The organism is Marinomonas pontica, assembly GCF_026191375.1.
Taxonomy (GTDB): domain Bacteria; phylum Pseudomonadota; class Gammaproteobacteria; order Pseudomonadales; family Marinomonadaceae; genus Marinomonas; species Marinomonas pontica.
In genome coordinates, this window is sequence record NZ_JAODTL010000045.1 from 20,597 (window position 1) to 36,924 (window position 16,328).

At 44.9% G+C, this 16,328-nt stretch carries 14 protein-coding genes; 2 read left to right on the forward strand and 12 right to left on the reverse strand.

Annotation, left to right across the window (positions count from 1 at the left end; translation table 11 throughout):
• Positions 1 to 125 precede the first annotated feature (125 nt).
• The 12 genes from N5P32_RS12040 to N5P32_RS12090 form a co-directional block, all read right to left on the reverse strand.
• Entirely contained in the window at positions 126 to 1,640 is a 1,515-nt protein-coding gene (locus N5P32_RS12040) for an alanine/glycine:cation symporter family protein (RefSeq protein ID WP_265729296.1), read from the reverse strand.
• 325 nt (positions 1,641 to 1,965) lie between these two features.
• Positions 1,966 to 3,930, reverse strand: coding sequence for an LTA synthase family protein (locus tag N5P32_RS12045; RefSeq protein WP_265729297.1), 1,965 nt, complete (start codon positions 3,928 to 3,930; stop codon positions 1,966 to 1,968).
• A 234-nt stretch (positions 3,931 to 4,164) separates the two neighbouring features.
• Entirely contained in the window at positions 4,165 to 4,335 is a 171-nt protein-coding gene (locus tag N5P32_RS12050) for a hypothetical protein (protein WP_265729298.1), read from the reverse strand.
• Positions 4,328 to 5,296, reverse strand: a complete 969-nt coding sequence (locus N5P32_RS12055; protein ID WP_265729299.1) for a class I SAM-dependent methyltransferase — start codon at positions 5,294 to 5,296, stop codon at positions 4,328 to 4,330. Before N5P32_RS12055 ends, N5P32_RS12050 begins: the two co-directional genes overlap by 8 nt.
• A 199-nt stretch (positions 5,297 to 5,495) precedes the next feature.
• A complete protein-coding gene (locus N5P32_RS12060; RefSeq protein ID WP_265729300.1) occupies positions 5,496 to 6,890 on the reverse strand; it encodes a PepSY-associated TM helix domain-containing protein in 1,395 nt (464 codons plus the stop codon).
• Positions 6,891 to 7,037: 147 nt separating this feature from the next.
• Positions 7,038 to 7,544: a DUF2946 domain-containing protein gene (locus N5P32_RS18260; RefSeq protein ID WP_409371102.1), complete on the reverse strand. Its 507-nt coding sequence runs from the start codon at positions 7,542 to 7,544 to the stop codon at positions 7,038 to 7,040.
• A gap of 30 nt (positions 7,545 to 7,574) precedes the next feature.
• Positions 7,575 to 7,943, reverse strand: coding sequence for a DUF2750 domain-containing protein (locus tag N5P32_RS12065; RefSeq protein WP_265729301.1), 369 nt, complete (start codon positions 7,941 to 7,943; stop codon positions 7,575 to 7,577).
• Between the two features lie 107 nt (positions 7,944 to 8,050).
• Entirely contained in the window at positions 8,051 to 9,067 is a 1,017-nt protein-coding gene (locus N5P32_RS12070; protein ID WP_265729302.1) for an adenosine deaminase, read from the reverse strand.
• Between the two features lie 159 nt (positions 9,068 to 9,226).
• Entirely contained in the window at positions 9,227 to 10,294 is a 1,068-nt protein-coding gene (locus tag N5P32_RS12075) for a BMP family ABC transporter substrate-binding protein (protein ID WP_265729303.1), read from the reverse strand.
• A gap of 75 nt (positions 10,295 to 10,369) precedes the next feature.
• Positions 10,370 to 11,302, reverse strand: coding sequence for an ABC transporter permease (locus tag N5P32_RS12080; RefSeq protein ID WP_265729304.1), 933 nt, complete (start codon positions 11,300 to 11,302; stop codon positions 10,370 to 10,372).
• A gap of 9 nt (positions 11,303 to 11,311) precedes the next feature.
• A complete protein-coding gene (locus N5P32_RS12085) occupies positions 11,312 to 12,379 on the reverse strand; it encodes an ABC transporter permease (protein ID WP_265729305.1) in 1,068 nt (355 codons plus the stop codon).
• Positions 12,376 to 13,926 (reverse strand): ABC transporter ATP-binding protein, encoded by a 1,551-nt coding sequence (locus tag N5P32_RS12090; protein WP_265729306.1) that lies wholly within the window; start codon positions 13,924 to 13,926, stop codon positions 12,376 to 12,378. The genes N5P32_RS12085 and N5P32_RS12090 overlap by 4 nt, the downstream gene beginning before the upstream one ends.
• Before the next feature lie 485 nt (positions 13,927 to 14,411).
• Here N5P32_RS12090 and N5P32_RS12095 point away from each other — a divergent pair, with 485 nt between their 5' ends.
• A complete protein-coding gene (locus N5P32_RS12095) occupies positions 14,412 to 15,509 on the forward strand; it encodes a GGDEF domain-containing protein (protein WP_265729307.1) in 1,098 nt (365 codons plus the stop codon).
• 104 nt (positions 15,510 to 15,613) lie between these two features.
• On the forward strand, positions 15,614 to 16,285 hold the full coding sequence (locus N5P32_RS12100) for a TIGR01621 family pseudouridine synthase (protein WP_265729308.1): 672 nt from the start codon (positions 15,614 to 15,616) through the stop codon (positions 16,283 to 16,285).
• The last annotated feature ends 43 nt before the right edge of the window (positions 16,286 to 16,328 follow it).

Sequence of the window (16,328 nt, forward strand, 5' to 3'; positions counted from 1 at the left end):
ACCATCGATGTGATAATCCTTAAAAATGTGCGTTTTTCCGTTTTTGTAAGCAATAAAAAAGGATCAGCCGCTAATGCGAGCCGATCCTTTTTGACATCAAAGCATGCTGCTTTAAATAGAGTGAACTATTTATCAGCGGCTTTTTCAGCTTGTTGTTTGTCGTAACGTTTTTCCCAGAACTCAGCGCCTTTGATGCCAAGTGCTTTCGGGTTAAATGTGTACTCTTTTACACCCGCGGCTTTTTGATCTTCATAATCGCGCAGGGCTTTCATGGTGGGTTTTGCCATGAAGAAGATGGTAATAATACCAACGATGTTTAGCCATGCCATTAAGCCCACACCCACATCACCTAGGTTCCAGATGTAACCTGCGGTGTTAACCGTACCGTAAGCCACCATAAACATGATAAGCAGTTTTACGAAGGTTAGTGACACGTTGATATTCAACGCACGACGCAAATAAGCTACGTTGGTTTCAGCGATATAGTAATACGCCAAAATAGTCGTAAAGGCGAAGAAGAACAAAGCAATACCAACAAAAATTGGACCTGAACTGCCAAACACGCTAGCCAGTGCCATTTGAGTAAAGGCAGGAGACGCAATGATAGTTGAAGGATCAACGTTTTGTACGATGAATTGACCGTCCGCCAAAGTACCTTGTACGTTGTATTGTTGCGTGATCAAAATCATCAACGCCGTCGCGGTACAGATAAATAGTGTATCAACGTAAACAGAGAAAGCTTGTACAAGACCTTGTTGTGCAGGGTGTTGAACTTCTGCGGCAGCAGCGGCATGAGGTCCAGTGCCTTGACCGGCTTCGTTAGAGTAAACGCCACGTTTTACACCCCAACCAATGGCGGCACCAAAACCCGCCTGAGCGGTAAATGCATCCGTGAAGATTAGGTGAAAAATGCCAGGTACTTTGTCTAGGTTTAAGAAGACAACGATCAGTGCCATCACAATGTAACCAAGTGCCATAAATGGCACGATGATTTGAGTGAAGTTTGCGATGCGTTTGATGCCACCAAAAATGATGAATGCCAAGACAACCAAGATAACCGCTAAAGCGACTAATTTCGTTGAGCCAACATCACCAAATGAGCTAGATACAATAACGCCTTCACCGAAGATTTGTGTAACCGCATTGCCTACAGAGTTTGCTTGAATGCCCGGTAAGAAAACGCCACAAGCAATGATAGAAGACAGCGCAAATAATACGCCTAACCAACGCCATCCTAGGCAGCGTTCGAAGTAATACGCTGGGCCACCGCGGTATTGACCGTTTTCACTCACCTTATAAAGTTGACCTAGGGTGGATTCTGCATACGCTGTGCTTGCGCCTAAGAAAGCCACAACCCACATCCAAAATACCGCGCCAGGACCACCAAAACCAATGGCCGCCGCAACCCCTGCGATGTTGCCTGTGCCCACTCGGCCAGACAATGAAACAGCCAGTGCTTGGAAAGAAGAAATGCCTTTATCTGAATCATTAGAATTGAGCAAAAGAGAGCACATTTCTTTAAAATGACGAACTTGAGCAAAGCGCGTAAGTATTGAATAGAACAAGCCTGCACCTAAACATAGGTAAATTAAGGCAGGACTCCAAATGACTCCGTTTAAGAAATCAATGAATGCTTGCATAGAAAATCCTCGATTATGAATGGCTCTGAGAGCTTTATTAATTGTTATGTTTTTTACCAAAGTGCTGCGGTTGTGGGGGAAGCCGCTGAGTATTTTGTGGCTATCTAACCTAAAACGGTAAATTGCGCACAAAAAGTGCACCTTAGTGGGGCGAATTTACCACGAAAATGAAATGAGATCTATTTCTAAGTCGTCTGCAAAACCTAGTTTCATTCATAAAGGCCTTCAATCTTAGTTTTGTAAGGTTGAAGGCCGTACGTTTGCGGTCAAGCTGTGTTGATAATGCTTGAGTTGAGTGAGGAGTAAACTCTGACGTCGAGAGACGTTAATGGGGTCTCAATACGTCGTATTTTTTCTCGTTGTACAGCCAAGTACCCAATAGCGGATGCGCAATGGCTTGATCGACTAGGCGACTTTCGACCTTATCGCTAGGCGTTAATGCCGCATTGTCATAGGTGAATGTTTTGGGTTGCTTCTTGGGTTGCAGTATCACGACTTGATCCCCCTTCATGTAAGCCTGGTTTTCGTTGAATTGCATGATGGCTCTTCCGATGTAATCGTCACCGACTTTTGTCATATCTTGCCCAATCATGGGGTGGATCGAATCGACGCCTATTAATGAAAGGAGTGTCGGTGCTAAATCGATTTGACTGGCAATGCGATTGTCTTGTTTCGGTTGAATGCTGTCACCTAAGATCAGTGCGGGTATGTGGAAGCTTGGAATCGGCACCAAATCAGACCGCGTGGTGCGTGCATCATGGTCGGCAACCACTAAGAACACCGTGTCTTTCCAATATTCTTCTTGTTTCGCCAATTTGAAAAAGTGGCCAATGGCGTGGTCTGCATATTTCACCGCATTTTCACGGGTATTTTTTGGTGTGTTATATTGCTCTATTTTGTTGTCTGGAAACTCATATGGATCGTGATTTGAAGAGCTGAAAACCAAACTAAAAAAGGGTTTGCCTGTTTTTGATTTACTCACAAAATCTTGGTTGGCTTTCGTGAAAAGGTCTTCATCACTGACTCCCCAAGAGCCAACAAACTCTGGGTTGGTAAAATCCTTCTCTTCAATGATGGCGTCGAAACCATTGCCAAGGAAAAAAGTTTTCATATTGTCGAAGTGAGCGCCGCCACCGTAAATAAAATTGGTGTCGTAACCGTGTTGCCCTAAAAGTTTTGCGATTGTAAAGAAACCTGTTTGCGAATTGGGGAGTTTAACCGTGCTGCGCGCTGGAGTTGGGACAAAACCCGTTACAACGGCCTCTATGCCTCGCACTGAACGGGTTCCTGTTGCATAAAGGTTATTAAATGCCCAGCCTTGAGGCGCTAATTTGTCGTATTCTGGGCTTAATGGCAGTCCACCTAAACTACCAATAAATTGCGCTCCTAAACTCTCTTCTAGAATAATCACCAGATTTTTAGGGCGATCATAATGTCGAGAGGCGGTGTGTTTGTGAAGTGTAGGAAATTGGTCGGACACAAATTGCGATGGATCCATTCCCATGGCGTTGTGAATTTCAGCAAGCACCTTGTCTTGTTTCATTTTAGGATAAAGCTCAAAGGAGCTGACTTCATCCGCCATTTGGCTAACCGCATACAAAAGTGAATAGGTTGAGTTAAGTGTCAAACTGTTAACCAGTGGGTCATTCGTGAATGCCGTATAACTTGGGTTTATGGCACGGTGTTGTAAGCTAGAGCGAGCGCCTATAAATGCCAAGCCAAAAACAATGACTATTAAAACAGGGCGTTCAAACCATTTAGGTTGTGGCTTACTGAGTAAAGTGAATCCACGAAAGGCCTTGTAAGCCAAGATGACCGTAATAGTAGTGATTAAGGATGTGAGAAGGAGGGTGACTTTGTGCCCTTCCATCAACATGGAAAAGACTTCTTTTGGGTATATTAAATATTCTACAAAAAGGCGATTGGGTCTTAAACTGTATTCTTCAATAAAAGCCGGTGTTGATGCTTCCATAAAAATGAATAAGACAAAGGCGCTGGTTAGCCAAAGACGCGTCAAGATGTCCCAAGTGCGATTTAGATAAGGTATGCCAGAGATCAGCAAACTAATGACAGCGGGTATACCAATAATGAAGGAAATTGATGAGATATCAATGCGTAAGCCATACCCTAGTAACGTCAGCCAGTCTGATAAGCTGTCAATTCGGTCATGTTTCCAAACCATTAACAGCAGTCGACTGATCGTTAAGCATGTCAGTGTCAGAGCAAAGAAAAACAGATACGGTTTAATGGGTGAGAGCTGGCGCGTGATCAACTCTTTTACTTTTTTCATAGTCGGTCTCTAAATTAGTGATATGGTCTAATTTAGAGGGGGGACAGTATAAAAAGAGTAAACGACATTTTTTTCACATTGTTATGATGCTCTATCTCACTGTCTTGACTATTAATAATGAATTTGGTTTAGAGAAAAGTGTCATTACTTCCACTAAAAAATGGCTCGCTCTACGGATTGCATGCTTTGCAGGCAGATTGAGTAAAGACAAGCCAATTGGGGAAATGGTGAGGGTTAATCTTTCTTTTCTATGGTGACTTCCAGAGTTTTGGTGTTTCCAGCGTACCATTTTTGTACATACAGTGTTCCCATGATAGGCGCTTTTCCCGCTTCAGGCACTTCCTGATAGCGTACGCTGTTCTTGGTTTCTTTTTCGTATTCAAAAGTAAGAGTTGTTTTAGACATGGTCTTCTCCTTGTATCGTGTTCGGTTGTTTTTTGAATATGAGTGCCTTTAGGCCGCTTTCTATATCTATATCCATGAATTCTGCTGGGTTATCCAGTCGATATTGGTAGGTAAGCGTTGGAGCTTCTTCTTTCATACCGTTGATAAGAAATTGTGACGGGATGGTTGGGTCATTAACACACGCAAGTACTTCGCCGTGCTCGGTCAATAGCTCTGGCAAGCGTCGTAGTATTTTTTGATAGTCTTTGGTTAATGCGAAGCTACCGCGCTGAAAAGTGGGTGGGTCTATGATGATGAGGTCGTACTCGCCATACTTTTTAATTTTTCCCCACGATTTGAATATGTCATGCGCAAAAAATTTGACGTTTTGTAGACCATGTTGGTTTAGGCGGTGATTGTCTCTTCCTCGGCTTAGAACGGCTTTTGCCATGTCTAGGTTAACGACAAAATCGGCTCCGCCTGAAATGGCAGCCACGGAAAAACCACAGGTGTAGGCAAAGAGGTTTAGTACGCGTTTGCCGTGGCTGTGTTCCTTCACCCAACGACGCCCATGACGCATGTCCAGAAAAAGCCCAGAGTTTTGATTTTTTCCAAGATCAAGTTGGAATAAGAGACCCTCTTCATCCACAACCTGATGTTCTTGATATTCCCCCCAAATGCATTCAGTAGGGCTTCTTTCGCGACTTCTGTGCTGAAGTAACAGCGATTTAGCGTTACAGGCGCGCCATTCGTTGGAATGAGTCCAATTAATAAATTCGTTATGTAATTTATTTAATTCGTCAGAAGTGGGCTCTTTAAAAAGACATACCAATATTTGGCCTTCTAACCAATCGACTGTGACTTGTTCGAGTCCAGAAAAGCATCGACCCCGACCGTGAAACAGGCGCCGTGCCCCTTGTGGTTTTTGGGCTAGCTGGGTGAAAACGTGTTCGGTGAGCATTGCGAGTGCTTGAGGGTTCATAAATTTGTGTTTTTGCGATAGTGAAGTAGGGGCATATTTTACTGATAACAGAACCAGAGGCCAGAGGAATGAGGCGTTGATGATGGTTTAATAGAGTTTGAAAGACGCAGAGTCAAAAGGTAAGGGGGGGCACTGAAGGAAAGCGTAAGAATGACGCCGGTTTGTCAGTCATGACTGGTAAACCGGCGTCTAGCTTGTTTTATTGACGCTTCCAGCGATACGCATCTATCAGCAAAAAGACGATAAGACTCACGCCCATTACGGGCAGGCTAATGCTCAGTGCAGCGGCGATGAGTAGGATGATTGTTTTTTGTATTCCAGACAATCTTCCCCAAGCCTGTAATAAGGGTTTTGATGTTGACCCAGCCTGTGGGCGGCGGATCCACCACATTCGGTAGCCCCAAATAATCATGAAGCACAAAGACAGACCAAACGCAGTCAATATTATTTGGTTAACAACGCCAAACAAAATCCCCATATGGGCATCAATGCCCCAGCGAATTAACTTAGCAACAAGTGGGAAAGTAGCGAAATCGGCACGGCTGGTAACGGTCATTGTGCTCGCATCAACAGCGACACTATCGACTTGAGTTGGCCAAGAGCGATCAATTTCGCTCACTCGCCATGCCTTATCGGTTGTGCTTGAAGGTCTTATTTCTAGTTTGTTGGCATCAATTCCAGCGTCTCTTGCTGCCTTTAGTACACCATCGAATAGAACGTCAATGTTTTCAAATTTTTCTGCTGGTAGCTTCATCGCAGCCATATCATGGTGACTGGCGTGATCTAAATGATCGGCATGTTCAGCAGATACCATTGTGGTATGGGAAGTAACATGAATATTTCTATCGACCGAAGGAGTAACCCAACCGATATTAGATCGCAGTGTGCCAATATTGCTGCCCGCCCATTTTGACCAAGTTAGTCCCGTGATAGAGACAAAGATCAGACCAACAAAAAGACAGAGGCCGACTTGATAGTGGCGGCGACGCTTACGCAGATGTTCTGTTTTATTGGCAAACTCTGCTTTGTTTTTCTTGCCCCCTTTGTACCATAGGAAAAGCCCACCGAGTGCCGCAATCCACAACCAAGAGGCTGCCAGTTCACTGTAGTAACGCCCAACTTCTCCTAAAAGGAGCTGGCGATGCATAAAGTCGATGGTGGTTCTAAGAGGCAACACACCGCTCGTACCATAAACAGGTAAGTTGCCTTTGACGTCAAGTGTGACAGGATCAACAAATATGGCTCTTGCGCCTGTTAGCTGCGCATCTTGGTCAAGAAACATCACTCTTGTGGTATCGCCTTGTTCTGGGGCAGGACGAACAGCAAATAAGGTCAGGTTACTTGTTAGTTGCGATTTTGCAGCGGCTATCTGTTTCGATAGAGGCTGGTTTTCGCCCACACTTTGCGTTGTTAGCACATCTTTATAAATGGCGTTTTCAAGTTGTGGCGTAATCACATAGAGGGTTCCCGTGAGTGCTGCTACAAAGATGAACGGGCCAATGAAAAGGCCAATATAGAAATGCAGTCGTGTCATTAATAGTAGTATGGCATTTGAAGATGATTCAGATGCTTTGTTATTCGATTTTGTCGACATAATACTTTCTCGTCTTATAGAAAAGGGCAAAGCAACGCCTCTGAGTAAAAACTCACTTTTCTATCATTAGGTATGGCGCACACAAATACATCTGTTCATGTATGAATCAGATTGTTTTGTGTCAATTTTTATCATGGTTTCTATGAGTTAGAGCGCGATGGTAGGTGGTGCTCTGGGGAGAATTGAGGTGAGGGGCACATGGTATTTGTGCGAAATGGTCGTCGTTACCGTGTTTGGGTAACGATCCTGAGTCAGGGGAATGAGTTCGAAGGTTTTGGTATCGATCCAGTTTAAATGAAAGAGCAGTGAGCAATAGCCGCAGACCTCCAAGAGATTGGCGCTTTCGCCGTGCCCTTGATGTCCTTGGTGTTGATGGTGGCTGCCATGTGCAGAGTTAGCCGATTTACGGTTTGCCTGCTCGGAAAGCATGTTTGCATGGTCATGATTGCTCATTGTCATGCTTTCGCTTGTCATGCCAGCCATCGACATTTGCATCGACATAGTGCTTGGCTGGGATGAAAGCGCGTTGCTTACTTGAGAGAACAGAGGCCCAAAATAAATAAGAAAAACAGCAAAAAAGGAAACGCACGCCGCAAAGTGAGCGTGTCTGCTTCTGAATCTTTTTGGTTTTGGGCTACAGAGTGTCAGGAGCAAGGCGTGCGTATCTTCACTAAAAAATTGGGTTTAGCTTTGTAAGTCAGCAGCGTGTTCTTCAGCAGAAGAGACAATGCATTCGCCAGCAAGGTTAGGAGCAACGCCCACAGAGAAACCATCGTTTTGCATGCCTGGAAGCCATTTTTCGGCCCAATCAACAGCATTGATTTCTAAGCTATTAAATCCTTGATAATCTTTCTTGCCCCATGCCGCTGCTAACGCTTCTGCTGGCCAAATAGGCAATACTTTGTCGCTGCCCAGGTCGATTATCAAACAACCTTCAGCGTCAGCCAGTGTCCAGATAGACGCGCCTTTTTTAACAAGGTTTAACACGTGGTCGTAACGTTCACTGCTAGGCAAACGGTAAAAAGTATCATCAAGAAGGATAGGGCTAGACATTGGTTTGGCTCAGTTCGGTAAGATAAAAAACGCGATCTTATCACATTGATTAAAAGGAATGACCTATTCCGTTCCGCTTTAATCAATGTAACAAGCAAAAAAGAGGTTTAAGCGAACAGCGTATTCAAATGTTTTAAATGCATTGCTTTAGTGTCTTCTGCCATCCAGCTGCCTGTGATGCCATTTTCAGCAAGTTGAAATAACTCCTCTTTGCTGATGTTGGTGTTGCGAATCAACGAAGCGTAATTATCATTCATGTAGCCACCAAAATAAGCCGGGTCATCCGAATTTACTGTGGCGTGAAGTCCTAAAGCAAGCATCTGCTTGATCGGGTGGTCTTTCATGTCATTGACAACGCACAGCTTTAGATTGGAAAGTGGGCAAACAGTCAGTGTCAAATTACGCTGTTTGATGGTCTGAATAAGTTTGTCGTCTTCAAGTGCTCTATTGCCGTGATCAATGCGTTCTACTCCGACTTGATCGATGGCTTGCCATACATAGTCTGGTGGCCCTTCTTCTCCTGCGTGAGCGGTGACTTTTAGACCAAGGCTTTTACAGCTCTCAAAAACGCGTAAGAATTTTTCAGGCGGGTGACCCACTTCGGAACTGTCTAATCCAACGCCATCAATCCAAGCCAAATAGGGCTTAGCCAGTTCTAATGTCTCAAAAGCACTTTCTTCGCTTAGGTGTCTCAGGAAGGACATAATAAGTTTGGATGTCATGCCCCATTTTTTTTCCGCGTCTTGGAGCGCGTTATGGATGCCTTTTATTTGAACGTCAAACGCAACACCACGAGACAAGTGACCTTGTGGGTCAAAGAAAATCTCGACGTGCACGACGTTTTCGCTGTGAACTTTTTCTAAATACGCCATGGTTAGGTCATAAAAATCGACTTCATGAAGAAGCACTGACATGCCTTGATAATAAAGGTCTAGAAAGTCTTGTAGGTTGGTGAACTGGTAGGCTGCTTTTAAGGCTTCAACGGTTGAGTATTTCAGTTCAACGTTATTGCGTTGCGCGATAGCAAACATCTGCTCAGGCTCAAAGGTACCTTCAATGTGCAAATGAAGCTCGGTCTTTGGCATTGCCTTTGATAACTCGATCAGTGTGTTTGTTGTGTTCATTAGGTTACCTTTTATTTGGCTGTAACGACTTTGTTTTACTTGGCGTTTAATTCTTAGATATAGCGAGAAAAACGGAGAAAAGGGTATTGATTGCGTCACTTGTAAAAAAGCAGGGGAATATACAGCCAGCGTCGCTGGCTGTATATAGGTCTATTCGGTTTAGCGAGGAATTTCGTCAGTGATGCCTTCGACATACCAGTTAACCTGAGCCAGCTCGACATCCGTTAACGAATGATTGGCAGGAACCGCAACGTTGCCTTTGTTGTCTTTGATCGGGCCTGTGAACGGTTTGAATTCACCAGATTTGATAGACGCTAAAGTTGCATCAATTTTAGCGCGAACATCTTTAGGGAGGTTCGGGTTAATAGAGGCAAGTGTTAGCATGTCGTCTTGGAATCCACCCCAGAAATCTTTAGATTCCCATGTGCCATCCATAACCGCTTGAACTTGTTTGATGTAATAAGGGGCCCAGTCATCACGTACTGAGAAGATGTGAGCGTTAGGGGCAAATTTGCTCTGATCGGATGCTTGACCGATCGCACGTAAGCCACGCTTTTCGGCGGCAATTAGAGGAGCTGGGCTATCAGTATGTTGTAGCATAACGTCTACACCCTGATCCATTAAGGCGTTAGCAGCATCCGTTTCTTTACCTGGATCATACCAAGTGTTCGCCCAAACGATTTTCATTTTTACGTCTGGATTGACGCTTTTCGCACCCATATAAGCGGCATTGATGTCGCGAATAACTTCAGGGATTGGGAATGAGCCAATGTAGCCAATGGTGTTGGTTTTGGTCATCATGCCCGCGGTTACGCCCGAAATATAACGTCCTTCATAAGTACGCAAAACATACGTACCTAGGTTTTTAGACAGTTTGTACCCTGTTGCGTGTTCGAAGGTAACTTTCGGGAAGCGCTTCGCGACTTTTACTGTTGGGTTCATGAATCCAAAAGACGTGGTGAAAATCAGATCGTTGCCCGCTTTTGCCAACTGTGTAATAACTCGTTCAGCGTCCGCGCCTTCAGGCACGTTTTCTACGTAAGTGGTTTTTACTTTGTCACCAAAATATTCTTCTAAGCCTTTTCGACCCATGTCATGTTCGTAGCTCCAGCCTAAATCACCCACTGGGCCAACATAAACAAAGCCCACTTTTAACGGCTCTGCAGCTTGTATTGCACTTGCTCCAGCCAAAAGCCCCAGACTAACCAGTAAACTTTTCAGTTTCATTTTTTGCTCCTTTTATGCCTTCCGGCGTTTTTTATGTAATAACTCATAAACAAAATGCAAAAACGAATGCCTCGTTTACGCCATTTGTCTTGGATCAAACGGCTTGCCCAGTGATCGAGGGGCGAGCAGTTTTTCTTTAAATTGATCTGCGCTGATAATAACCATGACGATAACCGTCGCAACATAAGGCAACATGGCGAGCAAATTGGGAGATATAGACCAGCCCAAACCTTGAAGAACCAAATGCATAATGCTCGCCAACCCAAATAAATACGCCCCTAGCATGATTCTACCAACGCGCCATGAGGCGAACACCACTAACGCAAGCGCAATCCAGCCGCGCCCCGCTGTCATGTTTTCTACCCACATTGGTGTATAAACGAGTGACATGTAGGCGCCGGCCATTCCTGCCATTACGCCGCCAAACATCACGGATAAATAACGAACGCGCAACACTTTAATGCCGATCGCATTGGCGGCATGGGGGTTCTCGCCAACGGCTTTAAGGGTTAAGCCGATTCTGGTTTTATTGACCACATAAAGAAGGGCGAAAGTGATGGCAAAAGAGGAATAGACCAGTATGTCGTGAGTGAACAAGATCTTCCCTATAAAAGGGATGTCACTTAACAACGGAATAGCAATAGGCTGAAAGCCTTGGATGGTTTGTCCAACAACGCCAGAGCCGACAAAGGCGCTCAATCCGGTGCCAAAGATGGTTAGGGCCAGTCCAGTTGCCACTTGATTGGCGCCTAAGTGCAGTACAAGAGCGGCAAATATCAGGCTCATAAGGCAACCCATAAGCATCGCGGCAAGCACGCCTAAACCGGCGCTGCCAGTGCCGTAAGCGGCCAGAAACCCGACAACAGCGCCCATTAGCATCATGCCTTCTTGGCCAAGATTCAACACGCCAGATTTCTCACAGATGAGTTCGCCTAATGCGATAAACAGAAGCGGGGTGCCGGTTTTGATGGCGGCAAACAAAATTTGTACGATTAGATCCGAGTCCATAAGTGGCTCCTAGTTTGTCGCATGATTTGAAAAGGCGAGGCGATTATTAATGAAAAAATCACAAGCCAGAAGAAAGAACAATAAAACGCCTTGAAACATACTGACGACGGCGACAGGGATGCCCATTTCGATTTGCGCTAAGTCTCCGCCCATATAAAGTACCGCCATAAAGATCGCGGCCAAAATGGCTCCAATAGGGTGAAGCCTGCCGAGATAAGCGACGATGATGGCAGAATAACCATAGCCGGGGGAAACGTTTGGAACCAATTGGCCAATGGGGCCTGTGGTTTCACTCACTCCTGCTAAGCCAGCTAGTGCGCCAGCAAATAGCATGACCAGCCAGCTGAGTTTTTTGCTGCTAAAGCCGGCGTATCTTGCGGCGGGCTCATCAGCACCAAATACTTGTATTTGAAAACCCAAATGCGTTTTGCTTAGGATAAACCAGCCGATCACACCTGACAGGATGGCGAAGACAATCCCAAGATGGATTCGGCTGCTGTCAAAGAGTGTGGGCAATAACGTCGCATCAGAAAACATAGCCGATTCGGGGAAGCCAAAACCTTGTGGATCACGAAGCGGACCATGAACCGCCCATATCAAAAGATACAAAGCAATATAGTTAAACATGATGGTGGTTAAGATGAGATTCGAGTTAAATTTCAGCTTCAAGAATGTCGGAATCGCGGCCCAAATCATTCCAGACGCGATGCCCGCCAGTAACGTGATCGGCAATGCAAAGGCAGATTCAGAATCGACAAAGTAAAGTGCCATCGCAGATCCACCCAATGCGCCTGCCAGCAGTTGCCCCTCCGCACCGATGTTCCACATGTTGGCTCGATAGCAGAGTGATAGGCCAACGGCGCACAGTAATAAAGGCCCCATCTTGACGAACATTTCGCCAATGTTGTAGCTGTCGGCCAATGGCGCTATCAATAAAACGTGCAATGCTTGAGTAGGCGACTTTCCAATGGCTGAGAAAAGAATGCCGCCAAATATTAAGGTTAAAACGATGGCGAGCAGCGGCGAAGCGATTTTCATCATTGAGCTTGGCTCAGTGCGAGCTTGAATGCGGATCATGACTTGGCCCCTTTAAAGTCGTTATTGCTGTTGATAAAAGTGCCAGCCATCCATTGTCCTATTTGATCAATATTGGTGGATTCTGTTTTTACTACTGGCGAAAGATGTCCGTCACACACGGCGGCCATACGATCAGCTAATAAAAACAGTTCATCTATGTCTTCGGAAATCAGCAAAATGGCCGCGCCTTGATCTCGCAGCGCCAGTAACGCTTGGTGGATGGCAAGAGCGGCACCAACATCCACACCCCAGGTTGGGTGGGCGCAGATCAATACTTTGGGGTTTTGGCCGATTTCACGTCCCATGATAAATTTTTGTAAATTACCGCCGCTTAGGCTTTTGGCTTCGGAAAATTCACCGTGACACTTTACTTTGTATTTGGCGATGAGCGTTTCGGTGTATTTTTGGATGCTTGGCCAGTCAACCAATCCCTTTTTAATAAAGCCATCGCTGTGGGTTAGTAGCGTGTTTTCCGTCAGGCTCATGTCTGGCACAGCACCGCGGCCTAAGCGTTCTTCTGGCACGTACGCCATGCCCAATTTTCTTCTGTCCCCCGCATGTAGGTGGCCAATGGCTTTGTCTTCAAGGGTCAGACTGTTTTTTACATCCCGTTCGTCTTCGCCGCTAATAATGGCCATTAGTTCGTCTTGGCCATTGCCTGCAACCCCCGCGACCCCTAATATTTCGCCGGATTTTAGTTCGAAACTTATGTCTTTTAATGATGTGCCGAAAGGCTGTTTTGCAGGCAGAGATAAGCAGTTGACATTGAAGAGAGACTTTGTGCCTATCTTTTTAGCGTAACCTGCGTCCTGTTCTGCCAAGTCGCCTACCATCATTTTTGCGATGGAGGCGGGCGTTTCTTCCTGTGGAACACAGGTTTCAACGACTCTACCGCCCCGCAAAATGGTGGCTTTATGGCAAATCTCAGTGACTTCATGAAGCTTGTGGCTGATAAATAAAATGCTGCAGCCTTCTTTTGACAGTGTGCGCAATACGTCAAACAATCCAGCGACTTCTTGTGGTGTGAGCACCGAGGTAGGTTCGTCAAGTATCAGCAGTTTTACGGATTGGACAAGACAACGCATGATCTCCACTCGTTGTCTTTCACCAATAGAAAGCGAATGAACATAACGGTCAGGGTTCACGTTTAAGCCGTATTCTTTAGAAAGTTGTACGATTCGTTCGGCCAAATTTCCAATGGCATTGAGTTGAGTTTTGCTTAGGCACAGCTCAATGTTTTGGCTGACGGTGAGTGTCTCAAACAAGGAGAAATGTTGGAACACCATGCCGATGCCCAAATCCCGTGCAATCGAAGGGGACTTGATGCTGACTTCACGACCATCCCATATGATGTCGCCTTTGTCGGGCGAAACGACACCATAAATGGTTTTTACCAGGGTGCTTTTACCTGCACCATTTTCCCCCAATAGCGCGTGAATTTCTCCAGGCATTAGGCTGATGCTGATGTCATCATTAGCAAGGCAACCTGGATATTGTTTGGTAATACTCACAAGCTCTAAGCGTGATACCAAATTGCTTCTTTTCAATGTTCTGGCACCTTATTTAATGTAATGGACATCTATACATGGCATCTAGTATGAAATATACGACAGTTTTCAATTTGACGCGCACCGTTTTGGGTTTGCTTGTGTTTTGTTTTGGTGCGCAATGTCGCGTTTTTTTGTATATTTGACCGATTAGTTAATGTTTTGTGTTTTTAGTTGTTTGTGTGTCTGTTACTAATCAAATTCCATGCCAATGAGTCGACTCAATCTGTACGCCTTATTTGTGACTAAGGTGGCAATGGCGCCATGATATTGTGCTGATTATTCTTTGCTTCCAAGCGGATTGGTCTAAACTTTATGACCTGTCGGTATTACTCGCCATAATGAATAGAAATAGAGGCGGCTTTTCTGTAAAGTACGTGCTTTCGCCTGCACATTATAGAAGCCTGTTTTCGCATATAATAGTTGGTAAGCATAACAACATAAGCTTGATTGTTTTTAATACAGATAAATGAATGCGGGGTATTGTGTTTTCTTCGATAAAGCAACTCATTAAAACGCTTTTGAACCTTGGCTTTGACGATGAGTTCGGTAATGACCTCAATCAAAAGCACGTGGTGAACTTCTCTTACATGATGTTTTGTTTGAGCTGTTTATTTATGATTGCTGTGTTTTCGTTCCGCCAAATGTATTCCGTCTCTTTGTTTTCTGCCTTCGGCTTGTTCATTGGTGTTATTGGCCTTCGCTATAATTACATTGGTTATTTCTCTAGGGCGCAGTTGTTGATGCCCATCATTAAAATTTCTCAAATCACTGTACTGAGCTTGTTTTATTTTGGTACGAGCAGTGGTTTTCATTGGTTTTTTGTGAATGTTATTGCGTATTCATTTGTTGTTTTTCGTGCAGATCAACGAGCAACGAAAGGCTGGATTGTCGGTGCGTCTGTTGCGTTATTTTTGTTGTGTGAGCTGGTTAATACGGGTGGCTTATATCTGAGCGCGGTGGATCAAGAAATTGCCATCATATTGGTCTTTTTAGCTGTGGCATTTAATTTTGCCATGGTGATTAATTTGGTGATGAATCGATTAAAAGCAGTCAATCATCACCTTAGAACATTGGCGGAAAAAGACGAACTAACTGGTTTGTCAAACCGCCGTAAAGTGCTGGCGGATGCGGTCAATATTTTTGCCGACTCGGTTATCAATAGAGAGTCTTGTGTTTTCTCTATCGTGGATTTGGATCACTTCAAGAAGATCAATGATACATTCGGTCACGAAGCTGGGGATTTGGTGCTGGCCAAAGTGTCCGCTATGATGGCGTCGGTGATTCGTCCTCAGGATGAAATTGGCCGATATGGCGGTGAGGAATTCATTGTCATTATGCGTGATACCAGTCTGAAAAAAGCCGCCGCTATGATGGAGCATATGAGGCAGTCAGTTGAAGATATGTTAATCGAAACAGAACATGGCATTGTGATTCCAGTGACGATTAGTATTGGGTTGGCTGCGATTGACCCTAGCGTGTCTCGCTACGAAGAAATCTTGGCGCAGGCGGATAAAGGCTTGTATGCGGCTAAGCGAAGCGGTCGAAATCGTCTTTCTGTGCAATCGGATTATCAGAACTAGATATTATTTGCTTCCTTGTATTGACATATGAGTTGTCCACTTTCTCTGTGGATAAACTTGTTGGCTAATCTATTTTTTCTTTATTTATTCGTAACGAGGCGCATTTGCTCCCTATATTGTTTCGCTGTGATGATTACTGGGTGGTTGAAAAGCCAGCAGGCATGAGCTTTCATGCCGAGTCTGAAGACTTAGGGGTAATGCAATCGCTGGCGTTGTCTTATCCGGATCACACTTTTTATCCAGTGCATCGGCTGGATAAAATGACCTCTGGTTTGCTGGTGGTGGCGTGTCACGCAAACGCGGCGGCGGAGTTTGGCCGTTTGTTTGAGCAGCATGATATTGAAAAGCGTTATTTGGCTTTGTCAAACCGTAAGCCTAAGAAAAAGCAAGGTACGGTGTCTGGTGGCATGATACCGAGCCGAAGAGGGCAGTGGAAATTGACTCAGGACAGTGAAAACTTCGCTGTAACTCAGTTTTTTTCGTCTTCTTTTCAGGGGGTTAGGGTTTTTTACCTTAGACCTTTAACGGGTAAAACACACCAAATTCGTGTCGCATTAAAGAGTGTCGGTTCTCCTATATTGGGGGACATGAGGTACGCTGGTGAGGCGTCCGATAGGGGGTATTTACATGCTTACTCTCTGCAGTTTGAGTGGCGTGGAGAGCGGCGACATTATGTTTGTGCACCGAATGTAGGGGAGTTCTTTTCCACAGGACTGGCTGAATTTGTGGCTATGCAGTTTGATGAATCTTTACTGACGTGGCCCTCTAGAAAATAATTGATACAACTTAGCAGAAAGTCTCTGACTAAGAAGGAATTTG

Bases quoted from the DNA above. Each gene is read 5' to 3' on its own strand.
- N5P32_RS12040 (WP_265729296.1), bottom strand. From the start codon at position 1,640: ATGCAAGCATTCATTGATTTCTTAAACGGAGTCATTTGGAGTCCTGCC.
- N5P32_RS12045 (WP_265729297.1), bottom strand. From the start codon at position 3,930: ATGAAAAAAGTAAAAGAGTTGATCACGCGCCAGCTCTCACCCATTAAA.
- N5P32_RS12050 (WP_265729298.1), bottom strand. From the start codon at position 4,335: ATGTCTAAAACAACTCTTACTTTTGAATACGAAAAAGAAACCAAGAAC.
- N5P32_RS12055 (WP_265729299.1), bottom strand. From the start codon at position 5,296: ATGAACCCTCAAGCACTCGCAATGCTCACCGAACACGTTTTCACCCAG.
- N5P32_RS12060 (WP_265729300.1), bottom strand. From the start codon at position 6,890: ATGTCGACAAAATCGAATAACAAAGCATCTGAATCATCTTCAAATGCC.
- N5P32_RS12065 (WP_265729301.1), bottom strand. From the start codon at position 7,943: ATGTCTAGCCCTATCCTTCTTGATGATACTTTTTACCGTTTGCCTAGC.
- N5P32_RS12070 (WP_265729302.1), bottom strand. From the start codon at position 9,067: ATGAACACAACAAACACACTGATCGAGTTATCAAAGGCAATGCCAAAG.
- N5P32_RS12075 (WP_265729303.1), bottom strand. From the start codon at position 10,294: ATGAAACTGAAAAGTTTACTGGTTAGTCTGGGGCTTTTGGCTGGAGCA.
- N5P32_RS12080 (WP_265729304.1), bottom strand. From the start codon at position 11,302: ATGGACTCGGATCTAATCGTACAAATTTTGTTTGCCGCCATCAAAACC.
- N5P32_RS12085 (WP_265729305.1), bottom strand. From the start codon at position 12,379: ATGATCCGCATTCAAGCTCGCACTGAGCCAAGCTCAATGATGAAAATC.